Source organism: Microcoleus sp. MON1_C5, assembly GCF_036701875.1.
Classification (GTDB): Bacteria; Cyanobacteriota; Cyanobacteriia; order Cyanobacteriales; family Microcoleaceae; genus Microcoleus.
This window is the reverse complement of the sequence record NZ_JAUBRN010000003.1, coordinates 154,515-175,553: the sequence shown is the minus strand read 5'-3', so window position 1 is coordinate 175,553 and position 21,039 is coordinate 154,515. Positions and strand designations below refer to the sequence as shown.

General features: G+C 47.3%; 19 protein-coding genes and 1 tRNA gene. 15 read left to right on the top strand and 5 right to left on the bottom strand.

What is annotated here, in order from left to right; translation table 11 throughout:
- Window positions 1-120 precede the first annotated feature (120 nt).
- From pdhA to QUA71_RS02850, 11 genes are all read left to right on the top strand, one after another.
- Entirely contained in the window at window positions 121-1,158 is a 1,038-nt protein-coding gene (gene pdhA, locus QUA71_RS02900) for a pyruvate dehydrogenase (acetyl-transferring) E1 component subunit alpha (RefSeq protein WP_333281956.1), read from the top strand.
- Between the two features lie 232 nt (window positions 1,159-1,390).
- A complete protein-coding gene (locus QUA71_RS02895; RefSeq protein WP_333281953.1) occupies window positions 1,391-1,582 on the top strand; it encodes a hypothetical protein in 192 nt (63 codons plus the stop codon).
- A 644-nt stretch (window positions 1,583-2,226) separates the two neighbouring features.
- Window positions 2,227-3,408, top strand: a complete 1,182-nt coding sequence (locus QUA71_RS02890) for an NAD(P)/FAD-dependent oxidoreductase (RefSeq protein WP_333281950.1) — start codon at window positions 2,227-2,229, stop codon at window positions 3,406-3,408.
- A gap of 1,005 nt (window positions 3,409-4,413) precedes the next feature.
- Window positions 4,414-4,611: a 50S ribosomal protein L35 gene (rpmI, locus tag QUA71_RS02885; protein ID WP_006634164.1), complete on the top strand. Its 198-nt coding sequence runs from the start codon at window positions 4,414-4,416 to the stop codon at window positions 4,609-4,611.
- A gap of 19 nt (window positions 4,612-4,630) precedes the next feature.
- Window positions 4,631-4,987 (top strand): 50S ribosomal protein L20, encoded by a 357-nt coding sequence (rplT, locus tag QUA71_RS02880; protein WP_190658174.1) that lies wholly within the window; start codon window positions 4,631-4,633, stop codon window positions 4,985-4,987.
- 272 nt (window positions 4,988-5,259) lie between these two features.
- Window positions 5,260-5,790 carry a tetratricopeptide repeat protein gene (locus QUA71_RS02875; RefSeq protein ID WP_190658173.1) on the top strand — a complete coding sequence of 177 codons (531 nt, stop codon included), beginning with the start codon at window positions 5,260-5,262 and terminating at the stop codon, window positions 5,788-5,790.
- Between the two features lie 237 nt (window positions 5,791-6,027).
- Window positions 6,028-6,405, top strand: a complete 378-nt coding sequence (locus tag QUA71_RS02870) for a response regulator (protein WP_333281947.1) — start codon at window positions 6,028-6,030, stop codon at window positions 6,403-6,405.
- Window positions 6,402-7,010, top strand: coding sequence for a hypothetical protein (locus QUA71_RS02865; RefSeq protein ID WP_006634168.1), 609 nt, complete (start codon window positions 6,402-6,404; stop codon window positions 7,008-7,010). Before QUA71_RS02870 ends, QUA71_RS02865 begins: the two co-directional genes overlap by 4 nt.
- Entirely contained in the window at window positions 7,007-9,199 is a 2,193-nt protein-coding gene (locus tag QUA71_RS02860; RefSeq protein WP_333281943.1) for a diguanylate cyclase domain-containing protein, read from the top strand. Before QUA71_RS02865 ends, QUA71_RS02860 begins: the two co-directional genes overlap by 4 nt.
- 1,143 nt (window positions 9,200-10,342) lie before the next feature.
- Complete coding sequence (locus tag QUA71_RS02855; RefSeq protein ID WP_333281940.1) at window positions 10,343-10,732, top strand: transposase; 390 nt, start codon at window positions 10,343-10,345, stop codon at window positions 10,730-10,732.
- A gap of 94 nt (window positions 10,733-10,826) precedes the next feature.
- Window positions 10,827-10,952: a hypothetical protein gene (locus tag QUA71_RS02850; protein WP_333281938.1), complete on the top strand. Its 126-nt coding sequence runs from the start codon at window positions 10,827-10,829 to the stop codon at window positions 10,950-10,952.
- A gap of 469 nt (window positions 10,953-11,421) precedes the next feature.
- On the opposite strand, the gene QUA71_RS02845 is transcribed toward QUA71_RS02850, so the two are convergent.
- Window positions 11,422-12,183: an FkbM family methyltransferase gene (locus tag QUA71_RS02845; protein WP_333281934.1), complete on the bottom strand. Its 762-nt coding sequence runs from the start codon at window positions 12,181-12,183 to the stop codon at window positions 11,422-11,424.
- 282 nt (window positions 12,184-12,465) lie between these two features.
- On the opposite strand from QUA71_RS02845, the gene QUA71_RS02840 reads away from it, so the two are divergent.
- Complete coding sequence (locus QUA71_RS02840; RefSeq protein WP_333281931.1) at window positions 12,466-12,780, top strand: hypothetical protein; 315 nt, start codon at window positions 12,466-12,468, stop codon at window positions 12,778-12,780.
- 568 nt (window positions 12,781-13,348) lie between these two features.
- Here the strand turns inward: QUA71_RS02840 and QUA71_RS02835 are convergent.
- The gene (locus tag QUA71_RS02835; protein WP_333281928.1) at window positions 13,349-15,067 is read right to left on the bottom strand and encodes an ATP-binding protein; all 1,719 of its coding nucleotides are present in this window, start codon (window positions 15,065-15,067) and stop codon (window positions 13,349-13,351) included.
- 17 nt (window positions 15,068-15,084) lie between these two features.
- Entirely contained in the window at window positions 15,085-15,471 is a 387-nt protein-coding gene (locus tag QUA71_RS02830) for a hypothetical protein (protein WP_333281925.1), read from the bottom strand.
- 206 nt (window positions 15,472-15,677) lie between these two features.
- Here QUA71_RS02830 and QUA71_RS02825 point away from each other — a divergent pair, with 206 nt between their 5' ends.
- From QUA71_RS02825 to QUA71_RS02815, 3 genes are all read left to right on the top strand, one after another.
- On the top strand, window positions 15,678-16,724 hold the full coding sequence (locus tag QUA71_RS02825) for a M42 family peptidase (RefSeq protein ID WP_333281922.1): 1,047 nt from the start codon (window positions 15,678-15,680) through the stop codon (window positions 16,722-16,724).
- An 87-nt stretch (window positions 16,725-16,811) separates the two neighbouring features.
- Window positions 16,812-16,884, top strand: a tRNA-Glu gene (locus tag QUA71_RS02820).
- A gap of 276 nt (window positions 16,885-17,160) precedes the next feature.
- Complete coding sequence (locus tag QUA71_RS02815) at window positions 17,161-18,192, top strand: hypothetical protein (RefSeq protein ID WP_333281919.1); 1,032 nt, start codon at window positions 17,161-17,163, stop codon at window positions 18,190-18,192.
- A 153-nt stretch (window positions 18,193-18,345) separates the two neighbouring features.
- Here QUA71_RS02815 and QUA71_RS02810 read toward each other — a convergent pair whose 3' ends face one another.
- Both QUA71_RS02810 and QUA71_RS02805 read right to left on the bottom strand, forming a co-directional pair.
- Window positions 18,346-18,747 (bottom strand): hypothetical protein, encoded by a 402-nt coding sequence (locus QUA71_RS02810; RefSeq protein ID WP_333281916.1) that lies wholly within the window; start codon window positions 18,745-18,747, stop codon window positions 18,346-18,348.
- Window positions 18,748-19,094: 347 nt separating this feature from the next.
- Window positions 19,095-20,978, bottom strand: a complete 1,884-nt coding sequence (locus QUA71_RS02805; RefSeq protein ID WP_333281913.1) for a glycoside hydrolase family 2 TIM barrel-domain containing protein — start codon at window positions 20,976-20,978, stop codon at window positions 19,095-19,097.
- Window positions 20,979-21,039 lie beyond the last annotated feature (61 nt).

Genomic DNA, 21,039 nt, shown 5'->3' with positions numbered 1-21,039 from the left:
CATTTTAACAATTGGTGAACTGCTGCACAGAAAACGTTCGATCGTTTTCTGCTGCGGTTGTGTCCCATCTGGGTTTAAATTTAGATGTCTAGGAAGCCGATCGTCGGGTATTAATTATTTATGGTTCAGGAACGGACTTTACCAGTTTTTGACGCGCAAAGCGTAAACATTTCTCGGGATGAGGGCTTGATGCTCTACGAGGATATGGTCTTGGGGCGCTATTTTGAGGACAAGTGTGCTGAGATGTACTACCGGGGCAAAATGTTTGGTTTTGTCCACTTGTACAACGGTCAGGAAGCTGTCTCTACTGGGGTGATTCGATCGATGCGCCGGGATGACACTGATTACGTCAGCAGCACCTACCGCGATCACGTTCACGCTTTGAGCGCGGGCGTCCCGGCGCGGGAGGTAATGGCGGAGTTGTTCGGGAAGGAAACTGGTTGCTCGAAGGGCCGCGGCGGTTCGATGCACATGTTTTCGGCCGAACACCGACTGTTGGGAGGTTATGCTTTTGTGGCTGAGGGGATTCCTGTAGCTACGGGGGCGGCTTTTCAATCGAAGTACCGCCGCGAAGCTTTGGGGGATGAGAGTTCCGATGGCGTAACTGCTTGTTTTTTTGGCGATGGCGCTGCAAATAACGGGCAGTTTTTTGAATGTTTGAATATGGCGGCTTTGTGGAAGTTGCCGATTATTTATGTTGTGGAAAACAACAAATGGGCGATCGGGATGGCCCACGAGCGAGCTACATCTGACCCGCTAATTTACAAGAAAGCTCATGCTTTTGGCATGGCTGGTTTTGAGGTTGACGGGATGGATGTTTTGGCCGTGCGGGAAGTGGCGAAAGAAGCTGTAGCGCGGGCGCGAGCCGGCGAGGGGCCGACTTTAATCGAGGCTTTGACTTATCGCTTTCGCGGTCATTCTTTGGCAGATCCTGATGAGTTGCGTTCTAAGGAAGAGAAAGAATTTTGGTTCCCCCGCGATCCAATTAAGAAGTTGGCTGCTGATTTGATCGATCGAACTTTGGCAACTGCTGAAGAATTGAAAGAGATCGATAATAAAATTCAAGCAGTAATTGATGATGCAGTCGATTTTGCTGAGAAAAGCGCTGAGCCAGATCCTAGCGAATTGTATCGGTTTATCTATGCAGAAGATGAGTAAGCTGTTGTGCTTTTAACTTGTATGTTTAGGGCGGTCAGGATGCCCGCCCCACAAGAGTGATAGATCAGTGTAGGGACATGGCGAAAGCCTTTGTCCCTACTGCACTTCCTAAACCTGGAATACGCTGTAAGACTTACGTACAAACTCTACTTGTATGGTTGGCACTGCGAACCTTACTACCATAAATTGTGGCTAGAATCAAAGGTAGACTTTATAGACGACAAGAGGCGATATGATAAATCTCGATCGCGCTCTAACTCAAGCCAGCAAAAATATTGGTGTAGTTCGAGTCAAAGTCAAGCTAACGAATGGCATTGATGAAGAGTTAGTCAAGAGAGGATTGCTCAATCCAAATCTGTTGCGCGTGTACGAAGCAGAAGCACTCCTAGATACTGGTGCAGTACGCACAGCTATTCCTGTATAAGTCTGCGAACACCTGGGTTTAAGAATTAGGAGTCAGGAAATAGCAAAATATGCTGATGGCAGACAAGAAACAGTGGGGTTGACTGAGCCTATTATCATTGAAATAGAAGGGCGCGAAACGATTGAGGCGGCAATGGTTTTAGGCGATATGGTGCTAATCGGTCAAACTGTGTTAGAAACTTGAGATTTGCTAGTAGATTGCAAAAATCAGCGTCTAATTCCCAATCCTGAAAATCCCGAAAGACCCTGTATTGAGAGTTTAATACTCAATCCAGCTTAAATACCTCCTTGATTTATTCTGTTCGAGTGCCGCGATCGGCATGATGGCAGCATTTTTAATCAGCACAAATTCAACGGTTTACGAAGGCTTTTAGTCGTAGAGCCATTCTTGAAACTCATCTTGATTCATTTCGACGGCTTCATCATTTCGCGGAATGTTGTCTCGCTGTCTGGCTTGTAGGATCGTTCACCCTGATGTTATAGGTCGCGATCGCGCCCGCCTACTTTTGCAAGATGTCTCTTTTATGAATTAGTGCGTGAGTGTATATTATCAAGCAGAACCTACATGATCTCACACGAAGCGCGATTAGCTTCGCTAGTGCTCAAGGCAATCGCTTTCGTCGGTGCTTTTAACCGTATCTAAAAATGAGTGAAACCCCAACTTTCGATATCGCCATTATTGGTGCAGGACCGGGCGCACTATGTGCAGCCCATGGGCTAGCCAATTTAGGTTTTTCGGTAGGTGTGTTTGAACGAGCTAGAGCTTTACGTCCCATCGGCGCTGCCCTAGGGTTGGGAGAAGCGGGGTATAAGGCATTGGCCCTCATCAATGCCGATCTCGCTACCCAAGTTCGTGCCGCTTCTGCCAACCCACAGCGACAACTGCTGATGAGACCCAATGGCGAGGTTCTGTTTTGTGATGAATCGCCCTTGGCGGGTACTCCCTTCACTTGGCTAGCGTGGTATAACCTACAAACCTCATTGCACAACACACTCCCACCTACCGTATCCCTTCACCTCAACCATAAGTTTGTCAACTTCACTAAGGTCGCCGATCCGTCCAAGGCTGCCTTACGTTTGCACTTTGAGAATCAGCCCGATATTGGCGCACGACTGTTAATTGGTGCCGATGGGTATCACTCCGCGGTTCGCGGTCTTACCGTGGGAGATGGTGCGCCTCTGTACACTGGAACCATGACTTGGCGAGGAATCTTGCCCCGTCAAATCCTAGCCCCCCTCGCTGAACCCTTTGCAGAAGGGGCTGGTTTTCAACTGGTGGTCGGAGACCAGAAAAATTTTTGGATTATGGATGCAGGAGCCGAGGCACTGGCTTGGACAGGGACTGCACTCCATCCGACTTCAGAGAAGAGTACCGATGTTTTAGCTATGGTTCTCCAAGTTTTTGACCAATGGACTCCCTTTGTTGAAAGGGTTATTCGAGCAACTGACCCTACCACCATTGTGGAAACTGGCGTGTTCGATCGGGAACCAGTATCCCAATGGGGGGATAGAGAGAGAATCACCTTATTAGGGGATGCCGCTCACCCGATGCGACCGTCCTTAGGATTAGGGTCTACTATGGCATTTGAGGATGCTGTTGCTTTAACAAAAGCACTCAAGGGGCTGAACTTGCAGGATACTGCTTGTGTTGCTAAAGCTCTTACGCACTATGAAGAGGAACGGATTGCGATCGCCGCACCGTTACAACTAAAAGCAAGGCAAGCAGGAGAAGCGTCCCATGCCTCGGACCAGGCTGACCAACTGAAGGCAGGCTTTGAATTAGCCTTAGCTGCTCGCAGACAAAAGGAGATGACTATATCCGATTAATTCGGTTACTCCCACATTTTTTGATAATGCAAGCGGGAGTAAATGTGGATCGGGGGTTTACGTCAGCAGTTTTTCATGCTCTGTTTTTTCTTCTTCTTTTCTGGGGGGTTCGGTCTTTGAGTGGCTGCATTGTTAGTTAATAAATTGAGTCAGTCGAGCGTGCGGCTGCTTTGCTTGTACTCAGCCGCACGCAGAGCCTAGCCAGCCCTGGCTCTTTCGCCCCCTACCCTGGCGCGGCGTTCACTACGTCGGATTTCTCGCTAGCAACACGCGCCTGTTCAGTAGACCTCTTGCAAAAGTAGGCGGGCGCGATCGCGACTTATAACAAGCGTGCATAGCAACTATAGCTTCAACGATCGCCCGGGGTCAGAGTGGTGTCAATGTAGTAGGATAGTGTTACCCTAAGTTACCATAATCAAGGGAAACTAAAAGTTTTTAGGATTTTATCGAGTCGATATACAAATCGCCACCGTCGGTTCGGATTAAGATTTAATCTGATAGCTGGACTCTCTAGTTATCAACTCAATAAAGTTCAAAAATTGAGGAAAATTAGCTTAAAAAGTTGCCCAAAAGTCTCTACTAATTGTACATAAATTTTTCCACTCAGCTCGCACGAGATTTTGGCAAATGTGAGTGCTGCATCCCTGTTTCATAAATTTTATTTGTTCATACAGATTCATAAATCTCAAGAGAATTAGAGACGCACAGCAGCAATTGCGCCCAGACTTTTGCAAGTTGCATCTTCAATTTAATTATCGGGGCTCACTAGCAGCTTTCAAATATTAACCCTGGTGATAACCCAGAGGTATAACCCTTAATTATACTGGAACTGCGGTATAACATTTTATACCAGACGTTAACTGCAGCAAACAACCGTAAGATTACCTGATCGCCCATCCTGTATATCGCAGCAAATACAGCGCCACCCTCAACCCGCAAATCTCCCTTGCAGAAAGTACCACAAACGTGATACGGTATAAGCTTGTGTCCAAATAACACCAGTTCATGCCAAAACTCAAAACTCGCAAAGCAGCCGCAAAGCGCTTTAGAGCGACCGGCAGCGGTAAAATTGTGCGCCGTAAAGCTTACAAAAGCCACTTGCTACAGCACAAAAGTTCAGCTCGCAAAAGCCGTCTATCTAAGCTGGTCGTCATCGACGAGACCAACGATGCTAACGTGCGGTTAATGCTTCCATACTTGTAAAGTTTAACGGAAATTAAAGATGACACGGGTAAAACGCGGTAATGTCGCCAGAGCGCGCCGCAAAAAAATTCTCAAATTAGCCAAGGGTTTCCGAGGCGCACAGTCGAAACAGTTCCGCACAGCTAACCAACGGGTGATGCAGGCCCTGCGTAACGGTTATCGCGATCGCAAAAAACGCAAGCGCGATTTCCGCCGCCTGTGGATTGCTCGGATCAATGCTGCATCGCGCCAGCACGGCACGAGCTACAGCAGACTGATCGGCAACATGAAAAAAGCCAACATCGAAATTAACCGCAAAATGCTGGCACAAATGGCGATCATTGACCCCGCAACATTCGGTAAAGTCGTGGAAATGGCTAATCGAGCCGGAGGCTGAAAGTTCGCTTGATTCTCAGAAGGCAGAAAGCAGAAGTAAGAAAGATTTAACTGTCTGCCAGAGAAGGAAAACTCCTGATAAATTTAGGAGGTTGAGACAAACTTTCCTTCTTTGTTCTTACTTCTGGGCTCTTGCTTTTTCAGAAATCGCGATCGGGCCGCTCGATCGCTATTTCCTTGTTTTTTATACAGTTGCAGAGGCAGATATCAGAGATGGCTATCGCCTTAAAATAAATAAAACCTTCCACAGACCTACCTAATTTTAAGAAAAACATGGATAGTAATTTGCTCATTGTTTACCTGTCAGTCCTGCTGGCTATACTCGGCAGCACTTCCTGGTTTGTGGTGCGCCAGATTCTTAAAACTCGGAAGCTGGAAATGTCTCTGGAACGCTTAGAAAATAAGCTGACAGTAGAAAAAGGAACAGCACAGGAATACTACGAATTAGGAAGTATCTATCTAGATAAGAAGCTTTACTCCCAGGCGATCGTACTGTTTCAAAAAGCCCTGAAAGCCAAAGACTTAGAAGGCGAAGAAAATCAAGCTGTTATTTACAACGCCCTCGGTTTTGCACACTTTGGCCAAGAACAGTACGACATCGCAATCCGCCACTACAAAGAAGCCCTGAAGTTACAGCCAGGATACGTTACATCTCTCAATAATCTGGGTCACGCCTACGAGCGCAAGAAATTAACAGCTCAAGCCTTGGAAATGTACGAACAAGCTCTCGCCTGCGATCCAGACAATACCACGGCCAAACAGCGAGTAGAATCGCTCCGCAAGCGTTTGGTAATCTATAATTGAGCGCCCATGTTAGGAGCAATAGAGATCCCGCAAACCTGGTTTCATTCAGAAACCGGGTTTTTTCTTCACATAGTCCAAGATACTAAACTATCCCACACATTAATGCGTTAGTTTTTAAGAACAGGAATTCCAAGTGAAGCTCGATCGCACACCGTCCCAGCACTTTAAATTACTGTCAAGATAAAAGCAGTACCTGCAACGCCGGTCAGTTATAAAAAATAGAAGGAGGAGAACGTAGTGACATCAATTCTCGTTGTCGAAGATTCGTGGTTGACTCGCAGGGTGATCTGCAAAATCTTGCGAGCAGAAGGATACGAGACTTGGGAAGCATCCAGCGGCCCAGAAGCTCTAGAACAGCTCGGCACTAAAACCCCAAACTGTATGCTCTTAGATCTGCTGATGCCAGAAATGGAAGGTCGGGAAGTCCTGCAAGCCATGCGCGATCGAGGATATAAAATTCCAGTGATCGTAATTACCGCAGACATCCAAGCAAGCACCCGCTCCGAGTGCATGGAACTCGGAGCCATGGCAGTCATTCACAAAATGCCCAACTCAGACGAACTAATCGGGTGGATCAAAAAAGCTCTCAGTGTCAGCCAGGAGAGCACCCAATGAAATTAAGCACTCGACAGCTCGATGCTTTGCAGGAACTCGTCAACATCGGTATCGGTCAAGCCGCAGGGGTTTTGAACGACATGATCGACTCCCCGATTCGCTTGCAAATCCCCTACCTTCAAATCCTGACTCCCATCGACGTGGAAGAAGAGTTAGAGCAACACCTCAACGGCGAGCAAATCGCCGCTGTCCAGCTCAAATTCACAGGCTCCTTTGGAGGCATTGCCCAGCTAGTCTTTCCCACCAACAGCGCTGCCCTGCTGGTGACAATGCTTACAGGGGAAGAAGTGGGAACTCACGATCTCGATTCAGTCAAAATTGGTACGCTGAGTGAAGTGGGAAATATTGTAATTAATGGGGTCATGGGTGCAATCAGCAACGTACTTCAGCAGCGCCTGAACTACTCAATTCCCACTTATAGCGAAGGGACGATTGCTAATTTGCTGATATCTGGCGGTTTAGCTACTGATACAGTTGTTTTATTAGCCCAGACCAGTTTCATGATTGAAAGGCTTCACATTGAAGGAGATATCATTCTTATTTTCAATGTTAATTCCTTTGACACCTTGTTGACTGCTATCAATCAACTTGCCGGGGGTCTATGATTGAGGAGAGCAAAAGTATTAAGGAAAAGTTTGGGGTTCTCGACAGCGTACCAGTCGGCGCCTGCTTGCTGCAAGATGATTTTGTGGTGCTGTTTTGGAACACTTGTCTGGAAGAGTGGACTAAAATTCCCCGCAGCCAAATATTGGGAACAAAGATCACAACCCATTTTCCTCACCTGAGTCAGTTAAAGTATGCCACTCGCTTCAAGCAAATCTTTGCAGGAGGCCCGCCAACAATTTTTTCTTCTCAAATTCACAAACACCTGATTCCGGCAACTTGGCAAGACGGTCAGCAGCGAATTCAGCAAACTACTGTGACTGCTGTGCCAGCCCAAGAGGCTGGCATAGAAGAACAGGAAATTAGAGACTGGGTTCTCCGTACTCTTGAGTTGGAATCAGACGGTACTGTCGGAGTCGGATCACCAAGAAGTGCTTTTTTGTCTAGGGAATCTGCACCCTCAGCTTCGTCATCAATATGGCCCGGGGTCAATTCCCCATCGTTTTACGCGCTGCTGGTGATTCAAGACGTGACCGACCTCACCCACCGCATCCAAGCTTACCGCACAATGCGGGATCAAGCTTTGGAAGAAGTGCAAGTGCGTCAGCGGGTGGAGGAAGAATTGCGATCGAGCCAGCATTTCATCCAGCAGATTGCTGACGCGGCGCCTTATTTGCTCTACATCTACGATTTGACCGAACAGCGAAACGTCTACGTCAACGGTCAAGCTTCTAAATTGCTGGGGTACACTCCCCAAGAAATTTTACAGATGCAAACTGCTTTGTTCTCCAGTTTGGTGTACCCAGAAGATTTGCCCAGGCTCAAAGCCCACCAGCAAAAATTTCCCTCGACCCAAGACGGGCATATTTTGGAGTTGGAGTATCGGCTCAAACATCGATCGGGCGAATGGCGCTGGTTTCGCTGCCGCGACCAAGTTTTCGCCCGCACAGCCGACGGCTGCCCCAAACAAATTTTCGGCACCGCTCAAGATATCACCGAGTACAAGCGGGCAGAAGAGGCGCTGCGACAGCAGAACGAACGAGAACTGCTGATGGCGACGATTACTCAGCACATCCGCCAGTCTCTGGATTTGGGCGAAGTGCTCAGCACGACAGTGACAGAAGTGCGTCACTTCCTTCAGGCCGATCGAGTGATGATCGTCCGCTTCAACCCCTGTACCGCCAGTCTCTGCGCCGGCCCGGCGACGGGGGCGGTGACAGTGGAATCTGTAGCTCCCAACTGCCCGCCGATGTTGGGGGAAACCCTGGAAAATTTCTGTTTTGACCAGTTCTATATCGAAGCGTACCAACATCGAGCTATCCGACCGATCGCTGATGTTTTGGCCGCCGATATGCCGCAATATCAAATTGACTTGCTCGCACAATTCGCGGTGAGAGCTTATTTGGTAGTGCCTTTAGTGCAAGGAGACGAGTTGTGGGGGCTGCTGATGGCCCACCAGTGCAGTCCCCGGCAGTGGATGCAGTTGGAAGTAGAGTTGCTGTCTTCTCTGGCCACGCAGTTGGCGATCGCCATCAAGCAAGCAGAACTCTACCAGCAGTTGCAAGCGGCCAACCTCAAGTTAGAGCGCTTGGCAACTTTAGACGAACTCACGCAGCTAGCAAACCGCCGCCGATTCGATCAGTATTTAGAAATGGAGTGGCGCAGACAAGCCCGGGAACAAACGCCTCTGTCCCTGATTCTTTGCGATATTGATTCTTTTAAAAGTTACAACGATACCTACGGGCACCCAGGGGGAGACGAATGTTTGCGACAAGTCGCTGCGGCGATCGGCAATGCAGTCGGTCGCCCCGCCGATTTAGTAGCTCGGTACGGAGGCGAAGAATTTGCCGTTATTTTGCCAAATACCGCGATTCAAGGCGCCGTGATGGTAGCCGAACACATACAGCTTAAAATCGCAGCTTTGCAGCTTCCTCACGCTGGTTCTCAAGTGAGCCCGTACGTCACTATGAGTCTGGGCGTAGCGAGTATTGTTCCTGCATCTGAATCGGGAGCCGAAATTCTGATTGCCGCAGCCGACCAAGCGCTTTATCAAGCTAAACGACTTGGGCGCGCTCGTATCCAACTTTACCAGCCCGATCCTGCTGGCAAGGCGAATGGGACAGGCACTTCGATACTTCCTGTAGATTTTTCTATATCCAACACTAATTTACCCTCTCCCACTAGCGCTTGACGAATTGCAATATTTGTTGATTCCGAGTAGTTATACCACTCCGCCAAAAAAATGCCACTGTAAGCCCGTGATCCAAACCCCGATCTCCCTCTTCTGTCACTTTCCGGATTAAAGAAGTAAGAAATAAGCCAGATCAAACAGAAGAATAAAAGGGTGGGAATTGATTTATTGTATCAATTAAATCGTTGAACCCAAGCAATAAATTAGGATAAGCAAATATTGGTAACCAAGGATAAATACACCCAAATAGAAGGATGGGTTGGATAAGCTGTTGTGCATTTAAACCGTGCTACAATAATTACCCTTGTTTGGGATTTTTCGTCCCCATTTAATAATCAACTCTCCTTCATTTAAGAGGCGATGTAATAAATACTCTAGTTTTTCACTTGATGTAAACAGTTGATTAGCAATGTATTCTTTTGTTGAAGGTCGCACCAATTCAATTAAGTTATAGTCGCGACTAGATTACGGAAGGAATTATCAATGAATATTAGGCATTTCTGTGTCAATTTTTTTGAGGTACTCTTCTTTCTTATGAAAACAGACCTTCAATGACGATACAGCACTTGACGATGTTATGAGGTACAATTGATAATTGGAAGATTTGATAGCCAAAGCGTCGGAAATCCTATTCCCTCGACCTGGCATTAAAAATAGTGACAGCACACTTAGTAGAAAAGATGTCAAGCCAGAAAAGTAGCCAGTGGGTTTGGTGTTACTAAAAGTCTGGTTCAAAAACTGGTCAAGCAACAACAAACTGAGGGAAACTTACTTCCAAAAAAGAGGGGAAAACCCCGATTCAGCCATTTGGCTGACTAATGCAGAAGCAGAAGTCAGAGTATGCTTTAGCCGAGTATCCCGATGCTAATGCAGGTTGAATTATCTGAATTATTGCTACAGCGAAGGGGAAATTGGGTGAGTCGGACGGCAGTGTGTCGGTATGCGACAAAAATTAGGACTCAATCGTAAAAAAAAACATAGTACAGTAGCCAAGCTGGAACAGAAAGAGTCCAAAAGTTAAGAGTTGAGTATTGGGAAAAAATCAAAAATATCGAGATCCATAACAAGCGTATTCTTAGATGAAACGGGGATTATGCGCTCGTTTGGCTAGGGCTGTTGCTCGTTCACAGGTAGGGACATTCGTTGGCCGGAATCAAGCTATTTTATCGAGGCTCTAAAGTCACAGTTATTGGCGGAATTAGCCTGAAGAAATTTATGACCGTAATGACAATGAATGATGCAATGGACGAGCCAGCATTTGCCGTATTTATTGAGAAGTTTTTATGCCCTCAATTATGGCTAGAAGCGGTAGTAGTGATGGATAATTTACCAGCTCAGAAACTCGCTTCAATTTTACCAATGATTGAAAGCGTAGGTGCAAGTGTTATTTGTTTATACCCCTACTCTCCCTATTTTAATCTTATTGAAATGTGGTGGTCACCGCTTAAATCGTTTTTGCGAAGGTTTGCTCCCAAGGCCCCAGCAATGATTGATAGGATCGTAGCAGTTGCCCTCAACCAACATGAATCCTAACCATTTAAGAACTTGGTTCACTGATTGTTGCTACTATAGGTCATAACTACGGAAAACTCTGTAAAATTTTTATCTATTTATCTGTGGGTTTTCTATGACTTCCATTCATTATCGCCTCTGGTTGGAGTTTCTAGATGCTCTGGATCTCCCTGAATACACCAATGAGACACCTTATATCATTTCCGGTTACACCGGAATGATGTTGACGGTTGACGGTTGACTGTTGACTGTTTACAGTGAACAGTCAACAGTCAACAGTCAACCGTCAACAGTGAACTCGAATTTACTATTCCGATGCTAACGGATTTGATATTATTTACGGAGCTACCCAAAATTTTAGCAATTTTAGCTTGATTTTATCCGTCATTAAGCAATCATAAAATCAGAATTATTTATCTAATATCTCCTTTTTCCTCTTTTAAGGCTTTCTGTAATTTTTATATTTGCTCGTCTCGTTGAGATAATGATTGGCTGGCATTTTTTTAGTGATTGACTAAATTCATTTTTAATGAAACCATATTTAAATGCACAAAAGCTTAGGATTTTGCTAACTTCGACAATTTTCGTACCCGGTTATTAGCTGGCTTTTCTGATTAGTTTGATTTATCACCACAACTCCAGAAGAATTAACCTTCTTTCTGACATCCATTACATCAGAAAAAAGCGAATCCGTTGCCGAGCTTCCTTCTTCAACATCTGCTATATCCTTGAGGGTTGCAGGTTCGGGATGCTAAAATCGAGCCGTACCATTTATCTATTGGTATTTGCTTTCTGACCCGAAATCCTAAGTTTTCAATAATTTGTCGGGTTTCCGCGTGAGTGTGACCAGACCACAAGTGATATTCTAAAGAAAGGTTTTGCACAAGTTGCCAAGTATCTCGATCTTCAAATAACAGCCATTCTGCACCTTCGCAGTCTACTTTGGCTAAATCGACGCTACCACCAATTCGCTCGATCGCCCTGCGAAATGATACCATTGGTATTTCGCCGCTTTCGCTAACTGTCGATCGGGTTTTTCCCGAAACTTCCCGAATGTCGAGGACTACTTTACCATCTCGGTCTCCTACTGCTTCCATAAAATATGTAAAATTTGCGATTTGAGATTGATGTTTGAGGTAATTTTCTAGGTAGAGATTAGGTTCGTAGGCGTGAATTACGGCCTGGGGAAACCTGTTCCTCGCAACAATCGGAAATAAGCCAACATTGGCTCCAATATCAATAATTGTCATCAGCGATTCAGATAATTGCTCGACTCCGTAGCAGTCGTCTAAAAGCACTTCTATAAATTCTCCGTTCATGCCTTTCTCTGAAGGCACGTTTATTCGATGCAGTTTTCCTTGCACAATTAATTGTTCGGGCAATTGAAAGCTAGCAACTCTGTTAAATTTAATCCCTAATTTTTTGGCTCGAATTTGGCGCTGCAGGAGTTGCTGAAGTTTATGGACAAGCATAGGGAGAGATTGAGATTTGTTGTAATTTTAAAATAACCTTAGATGAGGGAAAAACCTCTAGGTAATAATTCACGTTTTGCACGGCTTGTAAATCCAGTTGAAGTCTGCGAATTCAACCTGAAGGCGAGATTTTTAGTCTACCCGTCCGGCTGATTACGAGTTGGTTGAGAAAGCGCTAGATATCATTACAGAAAGTTATTTTTTTGTTCATAAGAAGAGTGTATTGAGAGTAAATATAATTTAATATATGTCAAAATGCGCTTCAAAACACGGAATAGAAAAATGTTAGAGCTCGATGGGCTGCTGCCAACAATTGAAGAGTTAGTAATACTCGACTTTCCCAGGGCTGCGGAGTCGGAAATTAACCAGCGGTTGATGGAAAAATTCGCCGGCCCGGGAGTGAATGCTTGGCTCGTCGATCGTGCGAACAATGCGATCGCCCTAATTCCCGACCGCAATCCCCAAAAGTCGATCGCCATTACCGCTGGCAAAGATGAAATTGGCATCCTAGAGAATCTAGCACTCATGCAGGCTCTACTCGTTGACACTCCCCAGCCTAAAGGCGTGGGGATTCTTAATTCATCGACTGACCTTTAAGCACCATGTCCTTGCGGCAGTCCTTAAACCTTTCAACCGTACAATAGTACAAATTGACGAGTCTAATTCATAGTAACCCCAGAGGGTCTATCTCCAAAAGCGTACTAGGATACAAGCCTAGAGTTTGGGTATGCCCTACCCTACTTAACAAATCAAGAAATTGTTTGTTTTTACTGGTTTAAGGATGCGTTGATCCTTTAGCTGTTTTAAGAGTTTTCGCCCCTCTGCGTCCCCCGGTTTATACCTAAAAGTGTGTCTTAACTGTTTCACGATGGTAAAGGAGTTTAACCTTGACGATTTTAGTATACTACCAATACTAGCAATTCCTGATTTTTAGGAATGGATTTAAGAAATTAAAGCCGCCCTAGAAGGACGGGGTTTTAAACCCAATTTCCTGATAACCACCTATCCTGGATACAGTAGACCTGTTACCTGAGTCAAGTTAACAGACGTTTGTCCTGCTGACGACACTCACAAGCTTGATTTGCCACAACCCCTAGCCTTCACCCCAAGCTGACAAGAAGCCCATTATTCTCAAACGCAACATTTGTTCTTGAACACCTGGGTTTTAGCACCTGCTTGTACGTCCCGTGAGGCTGGCCACCACCGCCACTAACTCCGCAGCATCTACGGGTTTGGTCAAATGCATCTGAAAACCTGCTAATAGTGACTGCTGACGATCGTCATTCCGGGCATAAGCCGTCAGCGCGATCGCGGGTAGCCTACCGCCCCGCTGCGCTTCAACTTGACGCAACTTGCGGATCAGGGAGTAGCCATCCTCATCCGGCATCCCAATATCGCTCACTAAAACATCGGGGCTGCGATCGGTTGCGGTTTCGATAATGGTCAAGGCCTCCTTGACCGAAGCCACAGCCATGACATCAGCACCATACTTTTCGAGAATGGTGCTCAGCAACTCTAGCGCGTCAGCCTCGTCCTCTACCACTAAGATTTGTAAGCCTTCAAGGGTCGGCGAGGCCTGAAATCTCCCCTTCGCCTCGACGAGCGAGTTTAATGGCTCTGGAGCGCTGGGTGGTAGATGGATAATCATCACGGGCAGTTTGACTGTAAAGGTCGTCCCCTGTCCTATCCCTGGACTCACTACCGTTACAGTCCCGCCATGTAATTCAACTAATTGACGCACAATGGCTAACCCTAAACCCAACCCCCCATAACTGCGAGTAGTGGTGCTGTCGTGCTGGCTGAAGCGATCGAAGACAAACGGTAGAAAGTCCGAGCTGATGCCTGCTCCAGTGTCGCTGACAGTAATTTCAACATGGGAATTAACCCGCTGCAAAAGAATCTGGACTCGCCCGTCTTTAGGCGTAAATTTGACCGCGTTAGAAAGTAGATTCCACACAACTTGCTGCAACCTATCGGCATCACCCAAGAGCGGACCCGCTTCAGAATCGAGTACGCTTTGCAGGCGAATTGACTTTGCCTCAGCCGCCAATTGTACAGACTCAATCGCCGATTCAATCACCGGCACGAGGTTGACAGGACGGACTCGGAGACGCAGTTTACCTGTGATGATGCGAGAAACATCGAGGATGTCTTCGATGAGCTGGGCTTGAGACTTCGCGTTTCGCTCGATCGTCTCCAAAGCGCGCGCCACCTTATCCTCACTCAGGTTTTTTTGCCGTAACATCGTTGACCACCCTAAGATCGCGTTGAGAGGAGTTCTGAGTTCATGAGAAAGAATCGAGAGAAACTCATCCTTGGCACGATTAGCTGCCTCTGCCTCTGCCCGAATTATTTGTTCACGCATCAATAATTCGTCTTTGGTGCGATTAGACGCTTCGAGTTGGGAAGTGCGTTCCTGCACCCGTTGCTCTAGCTCCACATTAATCGCCTCGATACGGCGGCGACTATTTTCTAGTTCCTGGTTTGTAAGGGCAAGTTGAGCTGGACTGGGCGTATCGAGTGCCACTGGAATTAAGGGAATCAATAAAAAGGTGAAGGTATACAAAGACCAAGCACCAGTGACAGCTTTGATCAGTCCTGAAACCCAATAAATGGGGTGCCAAAGTGTCACTATTCCCATCAGGTGCGTCATGCCACATAAGGCAAAGATAAAAAAGAAACCCACCAGCAGTATCACCGTGTGGGCAGGCAGATCCTTACGCTCATTCGTAAAGTAAACAATGGCAACCGCCACCGAGAAATAAGCGAGGGTAGTCAAGGCATCTGACGTTAAGTGCAGCCAGACTAGCCCCGGTTTCCAGAGGTAACAATGCCCGTGAGGAATGAAATTATTAGAAAAGAAGGTGTTCAAGAGGTCAGGCATATTAGTTTACCGCACTGTCAAGTTAATTTAGGGGGTGTCATCAATTCAACCAGATGACCGCAGCAGCCAGAAGCATCGCACGCCGGAAAGTTCACCGCCCTACGGTAATAGCGCGCCGCGATAGCCTGATAGTGCTTGAGCTTGGGGAAAAAGTTCTCAATCAAATGAGGGGCTCTGTACAATTCAGCATCGTAAGTTTCCAGGGTCTTGCAATGGCGGCGAGGTGAAATCACGGTGGTCTTCCCCTCGGCATTGAGAGGGTCAATCACGCGCTGATCAGGATCATAGCCCTTGTTAGCGAGCAGTGTATCCGCCAGCAGTAATGGCTGCAGTTGGTCGGCTCTTGCTCGCGTCACCAGCTTGTCCGGGGGCGAGGTGAAACCCCAACGGATTGCCCAACGCATCCACGCGCTCCCATGAATCTTGTTACTCAATCCCCCTTTGCTGCGACCAATTGCTTCATTCCTAGGCTCCTCAAAAAGCTCAGCAGGAAGATGTTTCTTTCAAGTGGGAAAATGCCTGAATTAAAACTAAGTGTATCGCCGGGGAAATAGAGAGTAAATCTGCTTTAATATATGTCAAAATTCGCTCCTAAAAACGAAGATCAAAAATGTTAGAGTTCGATCGCCTGTTCCAAACAATCGAAGAATTAGTAATGCTGCACTCACCCAGCGGTGCGGAGTCGGAAATTAACCAGCGGTTGATGGAAAAATTCGCCGCCCTGGGAGTGAATGCTTGGCTCGATCGCGCGGATAATGCGATCGCCCTAATTAAGGGCCGCAATCCCGAAAAGTCGATCGCCATTACCGCCCACAAAGACGAAATTGGCGCCCTAGTTAAAACAATAGGCGAGAGGGGCCGGGTGGAAGTCCGCAGATTGGGCGGCGCATTTCCTTGGGTTTACGGCGAAGGCGTGGTGGATTTGCTCGGGGACAAGCAAACAATTAGCGGCATTCTCAGCTTCGGTTCCCGCCATGTTTCTCACGAATCTCCTCAGAAAGCTCAGCAGGAAGATGTTTCTTTAAAGTGGGAAAATGCCTGGATCGAAACTAAGTGTACCGCCGAGGAATTAGCCGAGGCCGGAATTCGACCGGGCACGCGGATGGTGGTGGGAAAGCACCGCAAGCGCCCGCTGCGGTTGAAGGATTGGATCGCCAGCTACACTCTTGACAACAAGGCTTCAGTGGCGATTTTGCTGGCTCTGGCGGAATGTTTGAAAGAGCCTGCGGTGAATGTTTACTTGGTAGCGTCGGCGAAGGAGGAGGTTGGAGCGATCGGAGCTTTGTATTTCACGCAGCGCCAGCCGTTGGACGCGCTGATCGCTTTGGAAATTTGCCCTCTAGCACCGGAATACCCGATTCGTGACAGCGAAAACCCGGTTTTGCTGGTTCAGGACGGCTACGGAGTCTACGATGAAGGATTAAACGCCCAATTGCGCGCAGCAGCCACAGCAGCCGATGTAGAGGTGCAGTTGGCGGTAATTAGCGGTTTTGGGAGCGATGCTTCGATCGCCATGAAGTTCGGCCACGTAGCCCGCGCCGCTTGTTTGGCTTTCCCCACCCAGAACACCCACGGCTTTGAAATTGCTCATCTCGGGGCGATCGGCAATTGCGCCGCCATCCTCAAAGCCTACTGTGACGAGCTTTGGGACGAGTAGAAAAAAAAGTTTCGCAAAGTAGTTGACAGATTGGGAAAGATTAGTTAAGGTAATAAAGGTGCGGAACACAAGCAAACGCAACGACGCGCCCCCATCGTCTAGAGGCCTAGGACACATCCCTTTCACGGATGCGACGGGGATTCGAATTCCCCTGGGGGTATTGAAAATTTAAGTCTGATATCAAAGTGATATCTAGTATGTGGGGTGGGCATTTTGCCCGCCCTTATTGCTATTAGGACTTACGCACGGGTAGCCAGAAACCGGGTTTTTGCTCAGAAAAGGCGTGACAGCCCGCAGCAACAGCAAAAACCGGCCCGGCTTTATTTAGTTTGGTTCCTGGTGCATCGTTGAGCGATTTACCCCGGATTATTGAGCGGATACATAGGCTCAATATAGTTGAACACTTAGACAGCCAATAGCAGCAAAGGGGAGTGCGATGTACATACCTGTTACTTTCGACGACGGCGGCATCCAAAGGAACGAAGCAATAGAAATAAAAGTCAGAAACTTTAAAGACTTAAACTTACAGGAAAGACATATTGAAGAGTTCTTACGCAAAAACATTAATTTGCTCTTTGGAGATGACGAAACTCTCCTAGTTGTTGGTCAACAAGTTCGTAATGCAAGTAACGGGATTAGCGACTTAACTGCCATTGATGCAGATGGCAATATTGTTCTAATCGAGATTAAACGCGACGTACAAGACATCAAAGCCCGAAAAGAACCTTTTGAATTTCAAGCTATCAGGTATGCCGCGAGTTATGCCAAAATTTCGACACCTGAATCCCTTGTAGAGTTGGTCTATAGCTCATATATCGAGATACACAAAGATGAGTATGAATTAGGTGATTTGACTCCTAGTGAAAAAGCGAGACGAGAGTTGAATAAATTCTTGTCAAGCAATGACGCACTCAAAACTTTTAACAAAAAACAACGAATAATACTTATAGCCTCATCCTTTGATGAGCAAACCCTTTCTGCTGTTGCTTGGTTGATTTCAAATGGGGTAGACGCGCTCTGCCTTAATATCACTCCTGTTTTTATAGGAGAGCAAGGTTTTTTGAGTATTGATAAAATTTTGCCTCCGGCACAACTGGATGATTTTTACGTGGGTTTAGCCGGAGGAGGTTCTACAATTAAGGAAGAAATTATATCCACTGATTCTGCCTTTAATAGAACTTGGCTACCTCGAATGGATCAGTTGTTTGAGTGGGAATTAATCAAAGCTGGGGATAGCATTGAAATTAAAGAGTTTGAAAGCTCTGAAGCTATAATAATTGATCCTACATTTGTCATATTTAATGGGGAAGAAATCTCCTATAATAATTGGGGAAAGAAAGTTACTGGTTGGTCTTCTATAAATATTTATGAATGGGCCGTGCTTAGTTCGACTAATAGAACCTTACATGAACTAAGGAAGGAAAAAATGGCAGATTTGGAAGCCAAAGGCAGTCCATGGGAAGAATGAGCCCAGCGGTTGTAGAGCTATTTGCTTTCTTAAAGCAGCTCAAGGCTTTTTTCGGATATGGCAGTCGATCGACCGGACACGAGCTCAGACTATTAATTAGATTAGCAGCTTAAGGTGCGCTGCAGCGCACCCTACAGAATTAGAGCGCAGCTATCAATTCTGCAACTTCAGCAACGGTTCAATCTGCTGCCTTTGAAACTGCAATTCATCCGCCAAAGGCTGGTAAATTTCTCGATCGCCCGATTCATTGCAATAATCCCACAAACGATTGTAACAGTGCCTGTCGTCGTCCCAACCCGGATGGTTAACAATCGGATACAAGCAGATTCCCTCTATCGGAACTCCTGCTTTCATCGCCGCCATTACCTCAGTGCACACATAATTAAACCAGACAGGTCTAAAATCGTCTTCAGTACCCGTTTCTGCTATGAATAACGGGCGACGGTAGCGCTCAAACACTTCTTGCAGCATTTCACGAAACGGGCGGTACAGCGGATCGGTGTATTTCATCGGCTCTTCATTGTGAATCCACTGATTGCAATCGTAATAATTCACCCCAATAATGCGGACTGTGTAAATGCCTTGATCCTGCAAGCGTTGTTAGTCGGCTGCTGCAAATTTATCGTGACCGGTGGCGGCTGTGACATCGAGGCGTTTTCCGGATCGCAATCTCTGGGTGGAACATTCAAATCCGCCCATGAAAAAACTTTGAAACATCAATCGGATGGGTAATGGGGCATTCAGGTTTGTAGTCAGGACTAAATTCCTTAGATTTCAATCATAAAAAACTCAAGTCCTTACTACAAACGGTATTTTTGTAAGAAGTATATCGATCGGCAAAAACTCAAAATGAAATCAGAAAAAAATCTCAGATTTTCACTTTTTCCTTGACCAATCACCAATTAGCATTGAGTAATACCTTGCGGCAGTGAACTGTCTTCGGCCCTATTCCCGCCGAGAGTTGCCTCCGCGATCGCCTCTAGGGGAAACTTGGGAGTGCGATCGGCATACAGCAAACCGTTAGCTTCTTGGTAAGTATCGGTCAACTGCGTGTAACAAAATCCACTGAACATTTCCACTTGGTTTACCACCTTCAGCAGCGCAGTGTAACGCCTTTGCAGTTCCTGGGTGTCCGACGCGCGTACGTAGCCCCAAACTCTGTAAAAATCGGGGTTTTCGCGGCCAGCGCAGGCGATGCCGCCGAATTCTGTCAGCATCATCGGCTGTCCTTGGTGGGGGTGGCCGTCGAGGGTGAGGATGCGCCCTCCCGGACGCCCGCGATCGAACAAATCCGCTAGCTGGACTTCGGGCCCGTAGCGCTTTGCTAGGGTGTGCGGGTTGTTGTCGTAGTCGTGAATCGCCAGGATGTCGGTATCGATGCTTTCCCAGCCGTCGTTACCGATGACGGGGCGAGTCGGATCGAGGGTTTTTGTCAAGAAATACAGCGCTTGCACGTAGTTGCGGTGGGCTGCTGCTTCGACTAAATTCGGAACTCCCCAAGATTCGTTAAACGGCACCCAGACTACGATACAGGGGTGGCTGGAGTCGCGGTCGATGACTTCCGTCCACTCCCGCGTCAGCCGTTGAACGGCTTTGGGAGTGAAGCGGTAGGCGCTGGGCATTTCTTCCCAAACTAAGAGTCCCAGCACGTCAGCCCAGTACAAAAATCGGGGGTCTTCAATTTTTTGGTGCTTGCGGACGCCGTTGAAACCCATTGCTTTGACTAATTCGACATCGTGGCGCAAAGCTTCGTCGGAGGGGGCAGTCATCATGGTGTCGGGCCAGTAACCTTGGTCGAGCACCAGTCGCAAATAGTAGGGGCGGCCGTTTAGCATGAAGCGATCGCGCTGGATGCTCACCGTCCTCATGGCGGTATAAGATTTAACCTCGTCGAGCAGTTTGCCGTCGGCCCACAACTGCACTTGAGCATTAATTAGCGTCGGTTTTTCGGGACTCCACAGCAATTCGTTGCGGTAGTCGTCGATACCAGGGTCGGAGAGGGCGATGCGGCGGTGGATTTCGCCGTTGATGACTTCGTAGGTGTCGTTGACCAGCAGCATACAGCCGATCGACAGTTTAACTTTAACCTGGATTCCCGACTGGCGATCGCCCGCGACAAACGCTTCAAAACCGATTTCCCAGCGTTCAAACTGCGGAGTCCAGCGGATGCGCTCAATATAAGTGTGAGGCACCAATTCTACCCAGACTGTCTGCCAAATGCCGGTCGTGCGCGGATACCAAATATTGTGTGGCTCTATTTGCCAGTCTTGCTTGCCGCGCGGTTGCTCCAAATCTTGCGGGTCGTCCTGGGCCCAGACTGTCACCCGCTGCGGCCCGTTGGGGTTCACAAGTGCTGTAATGTCTGCGCTGAAAGGAGTGTGTCCGCCTTCGTGTTCCATGACAAACTGACCGTTCACCCAGACGCGGGCGCGGTAGTCTACGGCCCCAAAGTGGAGGAGAGTTCTTCCTTCTGTATGGGGTATGTCAAATTCGCGCTCGTACCAGCAGTTGGCGTGAAAATTCGTGTCCCCGATCCCACTTTTTGCCGATTCGGGAGCAAACGGCACTTCTATAGTGTGAGTCCACTCAGAAATATCGATCGGCTGCACGCAGCGTCCCGCGTCATCGTAAGCAAATCTCCACTGACCATTGAGACAAATCCAGTTGCTCCGGCGCAGTTGAGGGCGGGGATAACCTGTTTTCCGTCCTTGAACTGTGACCTTACTATCAAGAGTTGCAGACTCTTCTATCTCGCAATTTTCTAATTCTCTTCCTAACCAACTCATCGGCACATCTACCTGAAGTTATATATATAGGTTAGCCACAATTACCACCACTTTGACAAGT